General features: G+C 59.0%; 13 protein-coding genes. 8 read left to right on the top strand and 5 right to left on the bottom strand.

Translation table 11 applies throughout. From position 1 onward, the window contains the following. The first annotated feature begins 80 nt into the window (after window positions 1-80). The 7 genes from GN234_RS01140 (at window position 81) to GN234_RS01110 (ending at window position 9,974) form a co-directional block, all read left to right on the top strand. Window positions 81-1,601, top strand: coding sequence for a class I adenylate-forming enzyme family protein (locus GN234_RS01140; RefSeq protein ID WP_176687664.1), 1,521 nt, complete (start codon window positions 81-83; stop codon window positions 1,599-1,601). Further along, window positions 1,591-2,202: an HAD-IB family hydrolase gene (locus tag GN234_RS01135; RefSeq protein WP_116832642.1), complete on the top strand. Its 612-nt coding sequence runs from the start codon at window positions 1,591-1,593 to the stop codon at window positions 2,200-2,202. The genes GN234_RS01140 and GN234_RS01135 overlap by 11 nt, the downstream gene beginning before the upstream one ends. A gap of 3 nt (window positions 2,203-2,205) precedes the next feature. Beyond that, a complete protein-coding gene (locus GN234_RS01130; RefSeq protein WP_109753133.1) occupies window positions 2,206-3,969 on the top strand; it encodes an FAD-dependent monooxygenase in 1,764 nt (587 codons plus the stop codon). Between the two features lie 119 nt (window positions 3,970-4,088). Next, a complete protein-coding gene (locus GN234_RS01125) occupies window positions 4,089-5,174 on the top strand; it encodes an acyl carrier protein (protein ID WP_163858301.1) in 1,086 nt (361 codons plus the stop codon). Between the two features lie 74 nt (window positions 5,175-5,248). Then, window positions 5,249-8,668: a polyketide synthase family protein gene (locus GN234_RS01120; protein ID WP_176687663.1), complete on the top strand. Its 3,420-nt coding sequence runs from the start codon at window positions 5,249-5,251 to the stop codon at window positions 8,666-8,668. A 7-nt stretch (window positions 8,669-8,675) separates the two neighbouring features. After that, the gene (locus GN234_RS01115; RefSeq protein WP_233459513.1) at window positions 8,676-9,191 is read left to right on the top strand and encodes an SRPBCC family protein; all 516 of its coding nucleotides are present in this window, start codon (window positions 8,676-8,678) and stop codon (window positions 9,189-9,191) included. Between the two features lie 84 nt (window positions 9,192-9,275). Further along, window positions 9,276-9,974 carry an outer membrane protein gene (locus tag GN234_RS01110; RefSeq protein WP_109753136.1) on the top strand — a complete coding sequence of 233 codons (699 nt, stop codon included), beginning with the start codon at window positions 9,276-9,278 and terminating at the stop codon, window positions 9,972-9,974. 105 nt (window positions 9,975-10,079) lie between these two features. Here GN234_RS01110 and GN234_RS01105 read toward each other — a convergent pair whose 3' ends face one another. Both GN234_RS01105 and GN234_RS01100 read right to left on the bottom strand, forming a co-directional pair. Next, entirely contained in the window at window positions 10,080-10,745 is a 666-nt protein-coding gene (locus tag GN234_RS01105) for a LuxR C-terminal-related transcriptional regulator (protein ID WP_109753137.1), read from the bottom strand. Beyond that, entirely contained in the window at window positions 10,732-11,514 is a 783-nt protein-coding gene (locus GN234_RS01100; RefSeq protein WP_176687662.1) for a hypothetical protein, read from the bottom strand. Before GN234_RS01100 ends, GN234_RS01105 begins: the two co-directional genes overlap by 14 nt. A gap of 241 nt (window positions 11,515-11,755) precedes the next feature. Here GN234_RS01100 and GN234_RS01095 point away from each other — a divergent pair, with 241 nt between their 5' ends. Continuing rightward, on the top strand, window positions 11,756-12,181 hold the full coding sequence (locus GN234_RS01095) for a DUF1810 domain-containing protein (RefSeq protein WP_176687661.1): 426 nt from the start codon (window positions 11,756-11,758) through the stop codon (window positions 12,179-12,181). A gap of 66 nt (window positions 12,182-12,247) precedes the next feature. Here the strand turns inward: GN234_RS01095 and GN234_RS01090 are convergent, their stop codons facing one another. From GN234_RS01090 to GN234_RS01080, 3 genes are all read right to left on the bottom strand, one after another. After that, complete coding sequence (locus GN234_RS01090; protein ID WP_176689540.1) at window positions 12,248-12,748, bottom strand: GNAT family N-acetyltransferase; 501 nt, start codon at window positions 12,746-12,748, stop codon at window positions 12,248-12,250. Window positions 12,749-13,257: 509 nt separating this feature from the next. Next, window positions 13,258-14,502 carry a saccharopine dehydrogenase family protein gene (locus tag GN234_RS01085; RefSeq protein ID WP_109753142.1) on the bottom strand — a complete coding sequence of 415 codons (1,245 nt, stop codon included), beginning with the start codon at window positions 14,500-14,502 and terminating at the stop codon, window positions 13,258-13,260. A gap of 25 nt (window positions 14,503-14,527) precedes the next feature. Next, the gene (locus GN234_RS01080) at window positions 14,528-15,625 is read right to left on the bottom strand and encodes a carboxynorspermidine decarboxylase (protein ID WP_109753143.1); all 1,098 of its coding nucleotides are present in this window, start codon (window positions 15,623-15,625) and stop codon (window positions 14,528-14,530) included. Window positions 15,626-15,769: the final 144 nt, after the last annotated feature.

The raw sequence follows: 15,769 nt of genomic DNA, 5'->3' as shown, positions 1-15,769 counted from the left end.
TGAAACAATTCATATATAGCCTGCCTCTGTAGTACTTTTTTTGACTAGCCAAACATCCAAGGATTGAGAGAGGTTGGTAAATGAAAAGCCTTTCATATAAAGAAGGTTTTCTGCATCGTTTTGTCGGTTTTTCGGAATCTTTCCCCGAACAAGTTGCTATTCGGCATCTGGACGCGGAAGAAGACACCGTCACTTACCGTCAGTTGCGAATCAAGGCTGAAGAATGCAACGGCGCCCTTACGGCACTCGGTGTATTGCCTGGAGACAAAGTAGCGCTGGTGCTGCCCAATGGGGTGGCGTTCATCGCTTATTACCTGGCGATCATCGGGCGGGGTGCAATTCCGGTCATCCTCAACTACAAGTTGACTCCCTTCGAAATGAACAGCGTCGTCAGTCTCGCCAGGCCGATGCTAGTGGTCACGACCGAAGCGCTATGGGGGCAACACAGTGAGGTGTTCCAGGCTGACAACGGCGTCAGGCACTCCCTGCTGGTGGACGGTGAGAGCGAACCGTCATCCCCCCTGCCCGCCAACACAACGGCCATCTCTCAACTTCCTCGCCAGATCGAGCCCTTATTGTTGCCCGAGGGCAATCCGATCGTCTCGGTACAGTTCACCTATCGTGGTATCGGCAGGCCTCTGGCTGTTTCGCACCGTTATCTGGACCTGACGCAATCGAGCGATGGGCTGCATGAGCAGTTTCATCTGCAAGGCGTCGGCTCCGTTCATCTGGTGACGCTGCCGCTGTATGCCATCTTCGGCCTGTCGGTGATGATGGTGTTTCCCTTGAGCGTGGGCGCCACCCTGCTCATGACCAACACCCTGCTCAATCGAGACTTGGCAGAAGTCCTGTCCGAACATCAGGTCACCTTTGCCTGCCTGGTGCCCGATGTCATTCGCTACTTCAATACGCGGCTGGCCAAGCGCAAAGGCGCGCTCTTGCCGTTGCACCCGCAGTTGATGATTTACTCCGGCGGCAGTCACCTGCCGGCCGACGAAGCCGAGAAACTGGGGAAGCTGCTGGGATGCAATCCGGTGCTGCAAGGCTATGGGTTGACCGAAAGCATGCCTGTGATCGTCCAGAGCTCGATTGGCACGGTCCACCGTGGCGCCATGGGCCAGCCGATCAGCGGTGTGGAACTGCGAGTCGTCGATGCCCAGGGCCAGGACGTGGCGCCAGGGCGCATCGGTGAACTGCTGATACGCGGCTCGATGGTGATCGACGGCTACAACGATGCCGAGGACGCCAATGCGCGGTTCTTCCGCGACGGCTGGTTCCACAGCGGTGACCTGGTCTGGCAGGACGACGATGGGCATGTGTTTTTCTATTGCCAACGCCTGCGAATCTCCAAGATCAAGGCGCAGATGGTCGACCTGGTGGAAATCGAATCCATCGCTCTCAAGCACCCTGACGTGGTGCGCGCCAAAGCCTATATCGTCCCGGACCACAAGGAAGTCAACGTGCTGCACCTGTGCGTCGAAGGGACCGGCGAGCTGACCCAGAACGCGCTTTCCACCCTGCTTTCGCGCTACCTATCGGGCTTCAAGCTGCCCAAGACCATCGAGATCACTTCTCTCAAGGAAGAGGCACATGCACGCTAACAGCACACAACCGGTACTGGCCGTCTTCGACTTCGACGGCACACTGACCGACCGCCACACATTCTGGCGCTACATGCGCTTTATCGTGGGAACCCGTTCGTTCTGGCTCAGGATCATTCCCCTGCTGCCCAAGATGCTCAGCGTGATCGTGGGCATCACCCCGCTGATGCAAGCGCGCCTGGCCTTCATTGCCTGTTACCTGGGCGGCCTGTCGGTGGAGCAAGAGCGCGAGCATGCCAAGTACTTCATCAGCGAGCAGCTGCCGCTCTGGCTCAGGCCCGAGGCGTTGCGGCGGCTGAAGTGGCATCAATCCATGGGACACGTCACGGCGTTGGTCAGCAACTCGCCGGAGAATTACCTGATCCCCTGGGGCCAGGCCGCGGGTTTTGACTATGTGTGCGGCACCCGCCTGGCAACGGCCAAGAACAAGCTGACCGGCGGGATATCCGGTACCAACTGTGTAGAGCGAGAGAAAGTCACGCGGCTCAAAGGCTGCTTGAGCAACCTTGATGATTTTTACATTTATGCCTACGGCGACTCATCAGGCGACGATGCCCTGCTCAGCATTGCCAACTCCCCCTTCTACAGAAACTGGTACTGATCGATGAACACTCTGAGCACGTTGGCCCCCAAGCATTTCAAGCGACCTGGCAGCGCCCCTACCGTGATGATCGTAGGTGCCGGCCCTATTGGCCTGACCCTGGCAATCCTGCTGAAGAAATGGGGCGTGTCGTTTCGCATCATTGAAAAGAACGCCGGCCCCTCGACGGCGACCAAGGCAATGGCCATCCATTCCCGGACCCTGGAAATCTTTCGCGACCTGGGCGTTGCCGAGCAAGCCATCAGCGCCGGCTTCACGATCAACCAGTTTTCGGTGCAGTCGAATGCCAAGCGGGTGCTGAACTACAACTTCTCCTACCTGGATGCGACCTATCCCCTGCTCCTGAGCCTGCCACAGCCGCAAACCGAGAAAATTCTCCTTGAGCGGCTGAAGGAACTGGGCGCCGAGGTGGAGTGGAATACCGAACTGGTGGACATCGAAAACCTGCCGGGCTCGGTGCGCATGACACTCAAACATGCCGACGGCACCGATGAAAACTTCACCAGTCGCTGGGTAGCCGCCTGTGACGGCGCTCGCAGCAACATCAGAAAACGCCTCGACATGACCTTCGAAGGTTCATCCTACGATCGCTTCTTCATGCTCGCCGATGCCGATATCCAATGGTCCGGAAGCAAGGATGAGGGCGCGTTCTTCCTGGGTGCGCAGGACGGTTATGTGGCGGTTGCGCCGATCAGTGCTCAATCGCGTTATCGGCTGTTCATCGAAATGCCCTACAACCTGCCGCCAGAAGGCGAACGCCCATCCTTGAGCCTGGAGAATTTCCAACGCTTGTGCGAAGGACGCGGGCAAAAGATGACGCTGTCGAACATTTCATCGACCACCATCGCCTCCTTCCAGCATCGCCGCGTGCAATCGATGCAACAAGGCTCTGTGTTTCTGCTGGGGGACTCGGCGCACATCGGCAGTCCCATCGGCGGGCAGTGGATGAACCTGGGGATTTCCGAGGCCTATAACCTGGCCTGGAAAATGGCTTATGTCGATCAGGACCTGGCGGATCCGTCCTTGCTGGACAGCTACAACGACGAGCGCTATCCGGTTGCCCTGGAAGTCGAGAACACCGCCCACCGGCTGACAGGGCTGATTACCGTCAGGCGTCGTGCCCTGGTCTGGCTACGCGACAATGTCCTGCCCCTGTTGAGCAACCGCAACAAGGTCCAGCGCAAACTACCGTCGATGATTTCCGGTCATCAGTATCACTACGACAAGAGTGACTACATTCAAGAATCGGTGACGAAAAAACAGCGCCGGAACTGGAACAAGAAAGGCAAGAAACCCGAGTTCCAGAGTGCACCGCCTCGCGCCGGGCAACTGGCACCCGATGTCGAGTTGTGGCAACTGCAAGGGATGCCGGCAAAACGCTTGATCGACTTGTTCCATGGAACCTTCACGCTGTTGATTTTCAGCGCGGCCGACCAGTTCTCCCCTTTGCTGCCAGGCTACTACGCGCTGGCCGAGTCGGTGGAAAAGGACTACCCGGGAATCAAGGCCTATTGCGTGATCGATGCCCTGAGCAGTGCCGGGCTGCCGGCCTGGCACTCGACACTGCTGGACCCCGATTGGCGGCTGCACAAGCGCTACCACGCCAAGGAAGGCATGTTGATGCTGATCCGGCCTGACGGCTATATCGCTTTCCTCGGCGCCGATGCAATGACGCTGGTGACTTATCTGAACGTAAGGTCGGGGTTGCTCAAGGGCGCCAGAAAAACAATATCTTGCGAGACCGACGCAGTGGAACTCCAACTTTAAGTCGCTCCATGACTACTGCCAGTTTGATTAATTGACATAAACAAGGCCCTGCCCTGGGCCATGATTTCTTGATCTTTCTTACTTATAGAAATTTCGACCGACTTGGTTAGGAGATTCCCATGCGCTTGCAACTTAACGATGTTGTACAGGAATTCATCGTGTCCAATGGAAGAATAGCCCATAGCTATTTCTCCCTCTCAGAAAAGATCATTGATTCATTGTGCGAATCGAATATCGCCAAGGAATCGATATTACTGCGGCTTCTGGAACAGGCCGAAACTGTCACTGCGCATTATTTCAATGCTCATCAACAAGTCCTTGAAGGCGTTTATGCCAATGGGATCGAAGCCCCTGTCAGCAAGAGTATCGCGGCCCTGGAGCCGGTTCACTCGAACCCGACAATACTGGCTCCGACGCCCGTAGTCGAAGCCGAAGCCGTCGAACAGGCAGCCGCGCTCAGTTACGGACAGTGGTTGCGCGCCGAAATCAGCTCGGTCACCGGGTTCCAGGCGCAACAGATCGACTTTGATCAAAGCTTCGAGAGCCTGGGGATCGACTCGCTGGGGCTGGTGGATATTTTCGAGTCCCTGGCCCAACATTTCCCGGAAAAGAAAGACCTCACCTCGCAGCTCTTCGATGCCCCTACCCCGACAGCCTTGCTGGCACGGCTTGAAGCCGATCCGCAGGCACCCGCGATGGACGTCCAAGCGTGGGTAGTCGACCAACTGGCGACCATCACCGGCTTTACGGCTGAGCAGATCGACCCGACACAAAGCTATGAAAGCCTGGGCCTGGACTCGCTGGTGCAGTTGGACTTCCTGGAAGCGGCAGTTGCCATGTGGCCGCAGCTCAAGGCCCACAGTAGCGAGCTGGCCAACGCCAAGTTCCCGCAGGCCACCATCGCTCTGATTCAAGCTGCCCTGGCCGATCCCCAGCCGCAGGCAGCGCCCTCACCTGCCGCGACGGACACTCAAGGGCAGGAAGAAAACCTGCTGCTCAACGCCCTGTCCCCGTTGATCCCGGAGACGGCGCAGTCGATCGACCTCCAGACGCCCTTCGCACAACTGGGCCTCAACGGCTTTGCCCGAGAGGCGCTCTGCCAATCCATGGCGCAACAGTGCTCTGCCAGCGAGTTTGCCGGTGAAGCGTTGATGTCCCGTCGCACGCCCGAGGATGCCCTGTCGCTGCTGGCCAGGCTGAGCTAGCAGCGGGCAACAGGAATGGAATCCGGGTGATCGAACAGGTCACCCAGCATTTTGGGCGATCAGGGAGACAGGGTATGAGTGGCGCAGTAACGACAACGGGCGATTTTTGCTTCAGCGCGATGGCGGGCGAGTTTCCAGGGGCGCCGTCAACGGATGCGCTTTGGCAGTTGCTCTCGCAAGGGCAGATCGCACCGATTGAATCAATGCCGACCCGTTGGGAATTGGACAAGGCATCGATCTATTCAACCAAGGCAGGCGAGAAGGATCGCATCTATCTGGACAGCGCTTTTTGCCTGACCGATGACGTGTCGACCCCATCACGGCATGAAGGAAGACAGGTCGCCATCGGCAAGAAAGTACTCCAGGCACTGCTTGGCCAACTGGCCGGACAAGGCTCGGAGCTGAACAAGGCGCGTACCGCACTGGTGATCGCGACATCCTGGAGTGACGAGAGCTATTTCGCCACCGGAATGTCCGGAAAAACCGCCACACCACCGGGGTTTACACCCGGTGAACAGGTCGCAGAACTGGCTGCGTCCTTTGCCTTGGGTGGGCCGGCGTTATCGGTGGACACCGCATGCAGTTCGTTCCCTTACGCCCTGGATATGGCCCAGGCGCTGGTCAACAGTGGGCAGGCGGACAACGCGATTGTCATGGCCCTCAACACCGTGCTGCCGCCAGCACTGTTCCTGGGTTTCTCGCAGTTGACGGCCTTCTCCGCCCGGGCCCGGATGGAAGCGTTCGGCCAGGACGCCGACGGCATCGTGCCGGGCGAATGTGCGGTCGCCTTTCTGGTCGAGCCGCTCGCCCAGGCCCTGACGGCGCAGCGCCGTCCCCTGGGCGTCCTGCGCGCCTTGGGCATGTCCGCCGACGGCGCCGAAGGCTCGGTGTTCGCGCCCGGCAAACAGGCCCAGTACTCGGCCTACCAACGTGCCTATCGTGGTCTTGATCCACGTGACGTGGACTACATCGAGACCCACGGCACCGGTACTCCGCTGGGGGACGCAACGGAGCTGGCCTCGCTGAACAGCTTCTTTGCCCCCCATCGCCCGGACGGCAAGAAAATCACCATCGGCTCGATCAAGTCGGTCATCGGCCATCCCCTGGCCGCTGCCGGAGGTGCTTCCCTCGCCAAGGCATTGATGATCCTGCGCCATAAAGGCATTCCACCCCAGCCCGGCTACCGCCCCAGCACCAAGGTCGACGAGACCTGCCTGCGGCTCGCCACCCAGCAGGTGCAACCCCTGGAGGAGCGTCAGTCCGCGATCCGGATCGGCATCTCCAGTTTTGGTTTCGGCGGCGCCAACGCGCACCTGGTGGTGGATGAATACATTCCCGATGACCAGCCTGTCGCGACCCAGCCGGCCTCGGCCAGCGCCTGTGGCGTGGTGACGCTGGACCTTGCCATTGTCGAGGCTGAAGCAGCGCTGGGCAGCCACCGCTCCTTGCAGTCATTCCAGCAGCAACTCGATCAACCGGCCGCCCCCTCGGTCACGTTCCCTTATGGGCGCTTCGTCGATTACACCCCGGCTCCCGGCCAACCTTTGCTGGGGCAATTCCTCGCACAAGACCACGTCATCGATATCGACGGCTTTGGCATGGGCCCCAAACCATTGGCTCATGTCGATCCGTTCAAACTGTTGATCACCGACCGCGTCAATCACTTGCTGCGACGCTTGCCGGGGGTGGCCGGTTCGCCCGGCACAGCGATGGTCATGTGCTGCAACATGGGTGGCGAGCGCTTCAGCAATGCCTATAGCAGCGCCCATAACTTTTACGCCCAGGCACAAGGTGCGGCACCGGGCGTCGAAGTGACGGACGTGGCAACCATGCTGCCGAACATGTTGTCCGGTTATCCGGCGCAGATTTTCGACTTCAAGGGTTTCCATCAGACCCTGGTCGGCACGACAGGCCTGTTCTGGCAAACCTTGCTGGCCTCGCCACAATGGTTCAACGACGGCATCACCACGCTCCTTCTCGGCGCAGGACGCTTTGTCAGCGCTGAAGTAGAAGTAGAGCGTGCCCGGTGCAGCACGACCACCGAGGGTGAAGGTCTGGGGCTGGTCGCGCTGCGTCGTTATCAACCGGATGCCGCCGACAAACCCTTGCTGGTGATCCACGCCGCGGTCCTCGCCCACGCCGCCGACTCGTTGGAAGAGGCTTGCCGACGGTTGGGCAAGGAGCCGAGCGACTATTCGAACGTCGAAGTCTGCGAGTTGCAACCTGTTGCGGCGCCCGCCAGCGGCTCACTGCGGGAGCTGACCGGCTTCCTGGCTGAAGCCAGTGGCATCGAGACTCTGTTGGCGGTGATGTTGAGGGGCGCGCGCCATACCGTGATCGAGGTGCGCGACGCCGGCAAGACGGTGATGTGGCTGTTTACCGAGAAGCTTCGCCAATGGAACCCGAAAGCGGCCGAGGCCAGTTCGCCTATCAAGCATCCCTTCATGTTGCGCTTTGCCCATTCGTCATCCCACGAACTGCAGCAAGTCATCACGCCTGTCAGCCTGGTTCGCGAACCGCAGAACGATGGCGTCGACGTGCAGCAACTGAGCGACATGCTCACCAGCACCCTGCTCTCCGGCCTGCGGGTACGAGTACGCGCGATGGAAAGCCTGTTCGCCCTGCACCGGGGCGACGCAACCCAGCGCCCGGCGCATTGGCAGCGCAGCGCGGAACATATCGTGATCGCCAACGCCCAGCGCAACCCTCAGTCGCTGCACGCCCAGCTCGTGGTGAATGAAGCGCACCCGTACTTCTTCGATCATCCCCTGGACCACATCCCGGGCATTCTGTTGCTCGAGGGTGTGCTGCAACTGATCGAACTGGCCATGCCCCCTCTGAGCGGACGGGTCGCCTACATCAAGAGCCTGACGATCAAGTTCCAGCAATACGTACAAAAGCAGGGCGTGATCGATCTGCACGTCGAGCAAGGCCAGGATCCCCAGATGTTCAATGCCAAGGTCATGCAGGGCGGGAAAGTGATGTGCACCTGCGTCCTCGGGATGGCCTACAGCTCGGCGTTCGAAACATCGCCAGCCGGCGAGTTCACCGCCACGCCCTGCCGCGACAAGGCCCTGCTGCACAAGGCCAGGGAAGAGAACGTCATCGTCAGTGACATGAGCGGCGTCGCCCAGGGCCTGAGCGTGGACACCGTGAAACTGCCGCCGGAACACTTCTTCCAGGCAGGTGATCCCGCGCACTATTCGATGGTGTATTTCCTCGAAGTGGCGCGCCAGTGCTACATGCAGATCGCTCACAGCCATCTGCGCATTCCACTCAATACCCCAATGAATCTGCTGGCACTGAGCTTCACCCTGGATCGCCCCATCCCCAGGAACAGCCCGCTGTCATTGGCGCCGCAAGCCGGTTTTGATGCGTCGCTCCAGGCATTCAAGACCAACCGCATCTATATCGACCTGTTCAACCGGGGCGAAAAAATCGGTCAAGCCAACATTACCGCCCAGGTGCTGAGTCAATCGGCGCCGGCTGCCTGAGCATTGAATGGATCTGCCCCATGACCGTGCCCTCCACAACCAAGGTATCGCCGTGAACGATGTCAAAGTGCAAATCATAGTCAAATCGCCCCCTTCTGAAATCTGGAAGATCTGGAGCAATTTTTCAGAAGCGCCGTTATGGGATACCGACGTTCGCCAGTGTCGACTCGACGGTCCGTTCCAGGCGGGAACGCGCGGCAAATGCGTTCTCAAGAATGGCTTGAACATGCCATTGAAACTCGAAGCCGTGAGCCTGCACGAAAGCTATCGCAACAGCGCACGGCTGCTTTGGATCGACCTCGAATTCGATCATCAGATGCGCAGGCTTTCTGCCGATGAAACCCATGTCATCCATAGCGCGAAGATTTCCGGGCCGTTGAGTTTCCTGTATCGCGGGTTGCTGCGCAAAGCGTTGACTGCGGCGATGACCACCGCACTGGACAACCTGTGCACGCTGGCCGAACAACGGGCCCTCGGCACCTCGCGGCACGAGAAAATCGCGACGCCTTTGCATCTCGTATGAACCCTTCCGGATGGCTGCGTGCTGAACGCGCCCTCCCCGACTCGCTTTGCTTACTTATCGATAACAGTACATTTCGGATCTAGCATGAACCTACAGAAAAAAACTCAGTATCTCGTCATGGGCATCGTTGGCCTGGGTGTCATCGCCCCAGCATCGAGTTTCGCCGACACACTCGGCCCCTATGTCAGTGCCATGGGCGGGGTGAACTGGGTCGCTGACCAGGACCTGACCCAGAACGACAACGATTTCGTCGAGATGGAGTTCAATCAACCGCTGCACTCTGGCTTCGCCACCGGCCTGGCACTGGGCTGGCGGTTCCCGGTCGGGCTACGGCCCGAGTTGGAATTGAGCTATCGCCGCAACACCCTGGACCAGTTCAATAACCGGGTCTATGAGGGCGGAAGCAGCATCGAGGGCAAAGGCGAAGAGCAAGCCAGCAGCCTGATGGCCAACCTCTGGTACGACATCCCGAACCTGCCTGCCCCCTTGAGTCGCTTCACGCCTTACATTGGCGGTGGCCTGGGCTACGCGGTGCTGACCATCAAGGGCCTGGAGGCTGGCGGCGTCGAGTTCGGCGGCACCCATCGCGACACTGTCTCGGCCTGGCAACTGGGCACCGGCGTCGGTTATGAGCTCAACGAGCATTGGTCCATGTCCCTGGATTATCGCTACTTCAAGACTCGCGAAGCGAACTTCGGCAAAATCCAGGGCCTGCCCCAGGCCGATGTGGAAACCCAGTACAACGCCCAGTCCTTGATGCTCGGCCTGCGGTACTGGCTGTAAGCACTGGACGAATCGGCGCCTTGGGTGCCGATTCGCCCTTCATGACAGATTGCCGCTGTGCACACTTGGTATGCGCGCGCCTGTTCCGAGGCTTGTGGGTTTCCGTCAGCGCAAGGTAGCAGGCGTCTGGCGCCCGGCAAAACGTGCAGCGGCCACCGCTCTGTTGGGGACATTCAACGCGCGGATCAACGAAGAGACATGAATGCGCACGGTGAAGGGAGAGATCTCCAGCGCCGCCGCGATTTCCTTGTTGGTCTTGCCTTCGGCAATCAATTTCCAGACCTCTCGCTGCCGGGAGGTGAGCTTGCTCATATCATCGTTGGAGCCGAGCGGCAGCGGGTCCGAAGGCTCGTACCTGACCAGTACTTCGCCCCGGCGAATATCATCGATGGCCTTGCCGACCTGGTCGGGAGAAAGGCTCTTGCCGACAAACCCGTCTACACCGGTCGCCATGACACGATCAATGATATCGCCGTCATCCAGGGTCGAAACCACAATCATGGAGGTGTGCTTGAGCTCCTGGCGCAACTGCGCGAGCTCGCTGACGGAGCCCAGGCCGGGAAGACGTATTTCAAGAATCAGTGTATCGAGCGGTTGGCCATTGGTTGCGAGCGTCCGTACTTCCTCCAGATTTCCCGCCTGTTCGATCATGGCGTCAGGTATCAGGCGTTCCAGCAGCACCATCATCCCTTCCCGGAACAGCGGATGTTCGTCGGCCACGATAATCCGGCAAATCTTCCGGCCCGAGACGCGTCTCTCATCGCGTCCCATACTGCATCTTGACGACTTCAGTGATTCTCTGTGCGACACCATGGGCGGGAGGCGTGACAGATCGGATCGACTGACCACGATAAGGTCCGTCCGCGGGAAACCAATTCTGCACAACGACCACGTTTTTGGGCTGATTGGCGGAAGCCGAGCCAGTAGAGATTTCATTGGTGAACTTGCAGGTGTCAAACGTACCGAGGGCCGTCTTGATCGTTTCACGACCGTTGTAAGTCAGCTGCTCAACGACATCGAACTCAACGGTTGCGCCGGCACTCACCGCCTTGTTTTTGTAGCTGACGGTGACGGTCTGCCCCGGTTGCAGATCAATCGGCGTGGAAGCGGGAGGCAGGTAGGTGGTGGTCACCAACGATGCACCGGCACCATGGCGATCGCCGTAGCGAACCAGCCGACCGTCCTTGATCTCGGCGAACGTTGTCGTCACAAAGAACGGCGCATTATTGAGGAACGAAGTGTGCGCCGAAGCCACCGGATTCGCGCCGGCAAATGCCTCACGTCCCAACGTCTCGGTTTTACCGCGACTGATGGCCGACGACAGATTGTCCCGGCTTTCATACTCCACGACTGTCCCGGCCTGAAAATCCGCTTCGTTGGTGCAAGCGGCAGAGGACGTCTCACTGGCCGTGGATGCCGACGCAACGGCGATAGAAGAACCCCAGCCACTGACGGCAAGGGCCGAGGCGGCGAAGACCGTTGCGAGGCGCTTGCGATAAGCCAGGCAGATGTTGGACTTTCTGGCAGGTATGCTTTTCAAAAAACAGGTCCTTGTTCAAATGTGCTCGTTGCAACCGGTCGAAAACCCGACAGCGCTCATAGGTTAGGGTCGAGTACCGAGCGGCGCTATAGCGCAAGTGTGCTATAGGCCTTGCCTTTGTATGGAAGGGGGGGATGATCAAGGCTACCGATACGCGCCCGGCTACAACGTCATAAAGCCACTATTTTGCTCGAACCTGGCGCGCTCATTCTTCAATCTTGAAACCGTACAAGAGGCTCGCGTGACCGAATCGCTGGAGCGTTTTGTCCAGGCGCAAGCGTCAACCTATGATCGCGCCTTGCTTGAGTTACGGCGTGGACGCAAGGAAGGCCACTGGATGTGGTTCATCTTTCCCCAATTACGCGGCCTGGGTGTCAGTGAGAACGCCACCTACTATGGCCTGCGCGGCATGGAGGAGACACGCGAGTATTTGCATCACCCGCTTTTGGGACCGCGACTTGAGCGCGCGACCCGTGTCGTACTGGACTCGGAAGTCGCTCTAGAGCAACTCCTGGGAGCACTGGATACCATGAAGTTCGCATCCTGCATGACGCTTTTTGCGGCGGCCGCGGGCGAGCATTCCGTGTATGCCCAGGCGTTGGATGGTGGGGTGCGTGTCGACTCGAGGACACTGGAGTTACTTAAGGAGCCAGAGGGAAAAAACTAATTACGAAACATGGACGTCGGTGGTACAGGTGGCCAACTCAATGGCTGTCCTGCGTGAATCGAATAGCTAGATCGACAGCGCAAAGCGGCGTCCGCCCTCGACTTCCTCGCTACCCGACAGCGCTCCAGGCACAAACCCGCACCGCTCAAGGACCTTCTTTGAGCCGACGTTGTTCTCATAGACATAAGCCACCAGCCCCGTAAGCCCCCAACGCATCTGTGCTTCCTGAATCAGGTGTTTCAGGGCCAGCGTTGCCAGCCCTTGCCCGCAAACGCGTTGATCAATGCGATAACCCACCTCGGCACAACCGTGTGGTACATCGATGCCTTTCAAATTCGCCCGCCCCACTATTCTTCCGCTGGCATCTTCGATGACAAACGGGTGCCAGGCGCCCGCGGCAAAATCGGCCAGATAACTTTCAATGTGATCGGTTACGCCCGTCAATGAATAAAAGGCAGGGTCCCGTGCATCGATCTGCGACTCGAACCATGCACGGTTATGGATTTCGAAAGCCAGCAGCGCTTGCACATCGGTGATTTCCAGCTCGCGAATCCTGAAGGGTTGCACTGATTGTTTCTCCTGGGGCGTGAAGCGCAATCGTAAGGTCGAGTGATCATTCATGGCGAGGTTTTTTTGCTTGAGCGGACTTGTGTTGGGGCCGCTTCGCGCCCCAGCGGGAGCAAGCTCCCTCGCCACGAAAGGCGGCGCAGTGCGCGTTCGTTGAGATAGAGGGATGGAACACCGAGGGGCTTTTGTGGCGAGGGGATTTATCCCCGCTGGGCTGCGTAGCGGCCCCAAAAGCGGGATGCGGTCTACCTGAAACACCGCAGGTCTGACTTCAGGGCCGCTGCGCGCCCCAGCGGGGATAAATCCCCTCGCCACAGGTTATCTGTTTGATGCGCCATAAACGAAAAATGCCCCGTACCTTTCGATACGGAGCATTTCTTCAAGGCTTCCCCGCCGATTGCCAGGGATTCACGCAACGGTGAGTCTCCTGGTTCAATCGCCTGCAGAATCCAGAGTGATTCTGCAGTTCCTATCCAGGGATAGCCAGGGCGGAACCTGCCTGGAATCCTTCAGGCGTTCTGGTTCCAGGGACGGTCTCCATGCTCGTCCTTGATGCGCGTCGGCAAGCCCATCACATCCAGCGCTTCGAGGAACGCCTCGGCAGGCAGCTCCTCGACGTTGACCATGCGCTGCACGTCCCACTCGCCACGGGCTACCAGCAAGGCCGCGGCCACAGGTGGCACGCCTGCGGTATAGGAAATGCCCTGGCTGTCGGTTTCGGCGTAGGCCTCCTCGTGGTCGGCCACGTTGTAGATGAACATCTCGCGCGGCTGGCCATTCTTGGTGCCCTTGACCAGGTCGCCGATGCAGGTCTTGCCGGTGTAGCCCGGTGCCAGCGAACTCGGATCAGGCAGCACGGCCTTGACCACTTTCAGTGGCACGACTTCCAGGCCTTCGGCGGTCTTGACCGGTTGCTCGGAGAGCAGGCCGAGGTTCTTGAGTACGGTGAACACATTGATGTAGTGCTCGCCGAAGCTCATCCAGAAACGCACGTTGGGCACATCGAGGTTCTTCGACAGCGAATGCACTTCGTCGTGGCCGGTCAGGTACAGGTTCTGCGAGCCGACAACCGGCAGGTCATCGGTGCGCTTGACTTCGAACATGGTGTTGCTGGTCCACTGGCTGTCCTGCCAGCTCCACACCTGTCCGGTGAATTCGCGGAAATTGATTTCCGGATCGAAATTGGTGGCGAAATATTTGCCATGGGAGCCAGCATTGACGTCGAGGATGTCGATCGAATCAATGCGGTCGAAATGCTGTTGCTGCGCCAGTGCCGCATAGGCATTGACTACACCCGGGTCGAAACCCACGCCGAGAATGGCGGTGATGTTCTTCTCCTGGCACTCCTGGAGGTGGTTCCACTCGTAGTTGCCGTACCAGGGCGGCGTCTCGCAGACCTTGCCCGGTTCTTCGTGGATGGCGGTGTCCAGGTAGGCCACGCCGGTATCGATGCAGGCACGCAGCACCGACATGTTGAGGAAGGCAGAGCCGACGTTGATGACGATCTGCGACTCGGTTTCGCGAATCAGCGCCTTGGTCGCTTCGACATCCAGAGCGTTCAGTGCAAAGGCCTTGATGTCGGCGGGTTGCTTGAGGCTACCCTTGGCCTTGACGCTGTCGATGATGGCCTGGCATTTGGAGATGTTGCGCGACGCGATAGCAATACGACCGAGTTCGTCGTTGTGCTGCGCGCACTTGTGGGCCACCACCTTGGCGACACCTCCTGCACCAATGATAAGTACGTTCTTCTTCAATTTCTTTATTTCTCCTTCCGCCAGCTCAAGAGAGGCTGGACAAATAGTCGTCGTAAACAAACTCGCGAACCACCTCGACGCTGCCGTCGAGTTGCTTCACTACGATGGACGGCATTTTCAGACCGTTGAACCAGTTTTTCTTGACCATGGTGTAGCCCGCCGCGTCGATGAACGACAGCCGATCGCCGATGGACAGCGGACGATCGAATTGGTACTCGCCGAAAATGTCTCCGGCCAGGCAGGATTTGCCACACACCATATAGGTGTGTTCGCCCTCGCTCGGCGCCAGTTTGGCGTTCAGGCGGTAGATCAGCAGGTCGAGCATGTGCGCCTCGATGGAGCTGTCCACCACGGCCAGGTGCTTGCCGTTGTAGAGCGTGTCGAGCACGGTGACCTCCAGCGACGCACTCTGGGTGATCGCGGCCTCGCCCGGCTCCAGGTAGACCTGCACGCCATACTTTTGCGAGAAGGCCTTGAGCCGTGCGCAGAAGGCATCCAGGGCGTAGCCCTCACCGGTGAAATGGATGCCGCCACCGAGGCTGACCCACTCGACCTTATGCAGCAAGTGACCAAAGCGCTCTTCGATAGTGCCCAGCATCTGGTCGAACAAACCGAAATCGCCGTTCTCGCAGTTGTTGTGGAACATGAAGCCGGAGATATGCTCGATGACTTGCTCGACTTTCACCGGATCCCATTCGCCCAGGCGGCTGAACGGTCGCGCCGGGTCCGCCAGCAGGTAATCGGAGCTGCTCACTTGCGGATTGACCCGCAGGCCACGGACCTTGCCGGCAGATGCCTCGGTGTAACGCTGCAACTGGCCGATGGAGTTGAAGATGATCTTGTCGCAGTTGGCGAGCATCTCCTCGATCTCGTCGTCGGCCCAGGCCACGCTGTAGGCGTGGGTCTCGCCAGCGAACTTCTGCCGGCCGAGCTTGAGTTCGTAGAGCGACGACGACGTGGTGCCGTCCATGTACTGCTGCATCAGGTCGAACACCGACCAGGTGGCGAAGCACTTGAGCGCCAGCAAGGCCTTGGCCCCGGACTGCTCACGCACATAGGCGATCTTCTGCATGTTCGCCAGCAGCTTTTGTTTATCGATGAGGTAGTACGGCGTTTTGATCATTTTCGAGGCCTCCGGGCAAGGCGAGCCAAAAAAGGATGCGCATTGTGCCTTCACTGACTGCATATCGAAAGAGCGAAAAGTTCCGTTCATGCAATCACCCTGATCCAGGCCGATGCTTGCGATAAGCGGACGCAGCTGCTGCCC

Origin of the sequence: Pseudomonas bijieensis (assembly GCF_013347965.1) — a bacterium.
GTDB lineage: Bacteria > Pseudomonadota > Gammaproteobacteria > Pseudomonadales > Pseudomonadaceae > Aquipseudomonas > Aquipseudomonas bijieensis.
Note: the sequence above shows the minus strand (reverse complement) of the source record. Positions and strands in the feature narration are given on the sequence as shown.

What these genes read in the sequence shown, in the direction of transcription:
- GN234_RS01140 (WP_176687664.1), top strand. Translation starts at nt 81, where the DNA reads ATGAAAAGCCTTTCATATAAAGAAGGTTTTCTGCATCGTTTTGTCGGT.
- GN234_RS01135 (WP_116832642.1), top strand. Translation starts at nt 1,591, where the DNA reads ATGCACGCTAACAGCACACAACCGGTACTGGCCGTCTTCGACTTCGAC.
- GN234_RS01130 (WP_109753133.1), top strand. Translation starts at nt 2,206, where the DNA reads ATGAACACTCTGAGCACGTTGGCCCCCAAGCATTTCAAGCGACCTGGC.
- GN234_RS01125 (WP_163858301.1), top strand. Translation starts at nt 4,089, where the DNA reads ATGCGCTTGCAACTTAACGATGTTGTACAGGAATTCATCGTGTCCAAT.
- GN234_RS01120 (WP_176687663.1), top strand. Translation starts at nt 5,249, where the DNA reads ATGAGTGGCGCAGTAACGACAACGGGCGATTTTTGCTTCAGCGCGATG.
- GN234_RS01115 (WP_233459513.1), top strand. Translation starts at nt 8,676, where the DNA reads ATGGATCTGCCCCATGACCGTGCCCTCCACAACCAAGGTATCGCCGTG.
- GN234_RS01110 (WP_109753136.1), top strand. Translation starts at nt 9,276, where the DNA reads ATGAACCTACAGAAAAAAACTCAGTATCTCGTCATGGGCATCGTTGGC.
- GN234_RS01105 (WP_109753137.1), bottom strand. Translation starts at nt 10,745, where the DNA reads ATGGGACGCGATGAGAGACGCGTCTCGGGCCGGAAGATTTGCCGGATT.
- GN234_RS01080 (WP_109753143.1), bottom strand. Translation starts at nt 15,625, where the DNA reads ATGATCAAAACGCCGTACTACCTCATCGATAAACAAAAGCTGCTGGCG.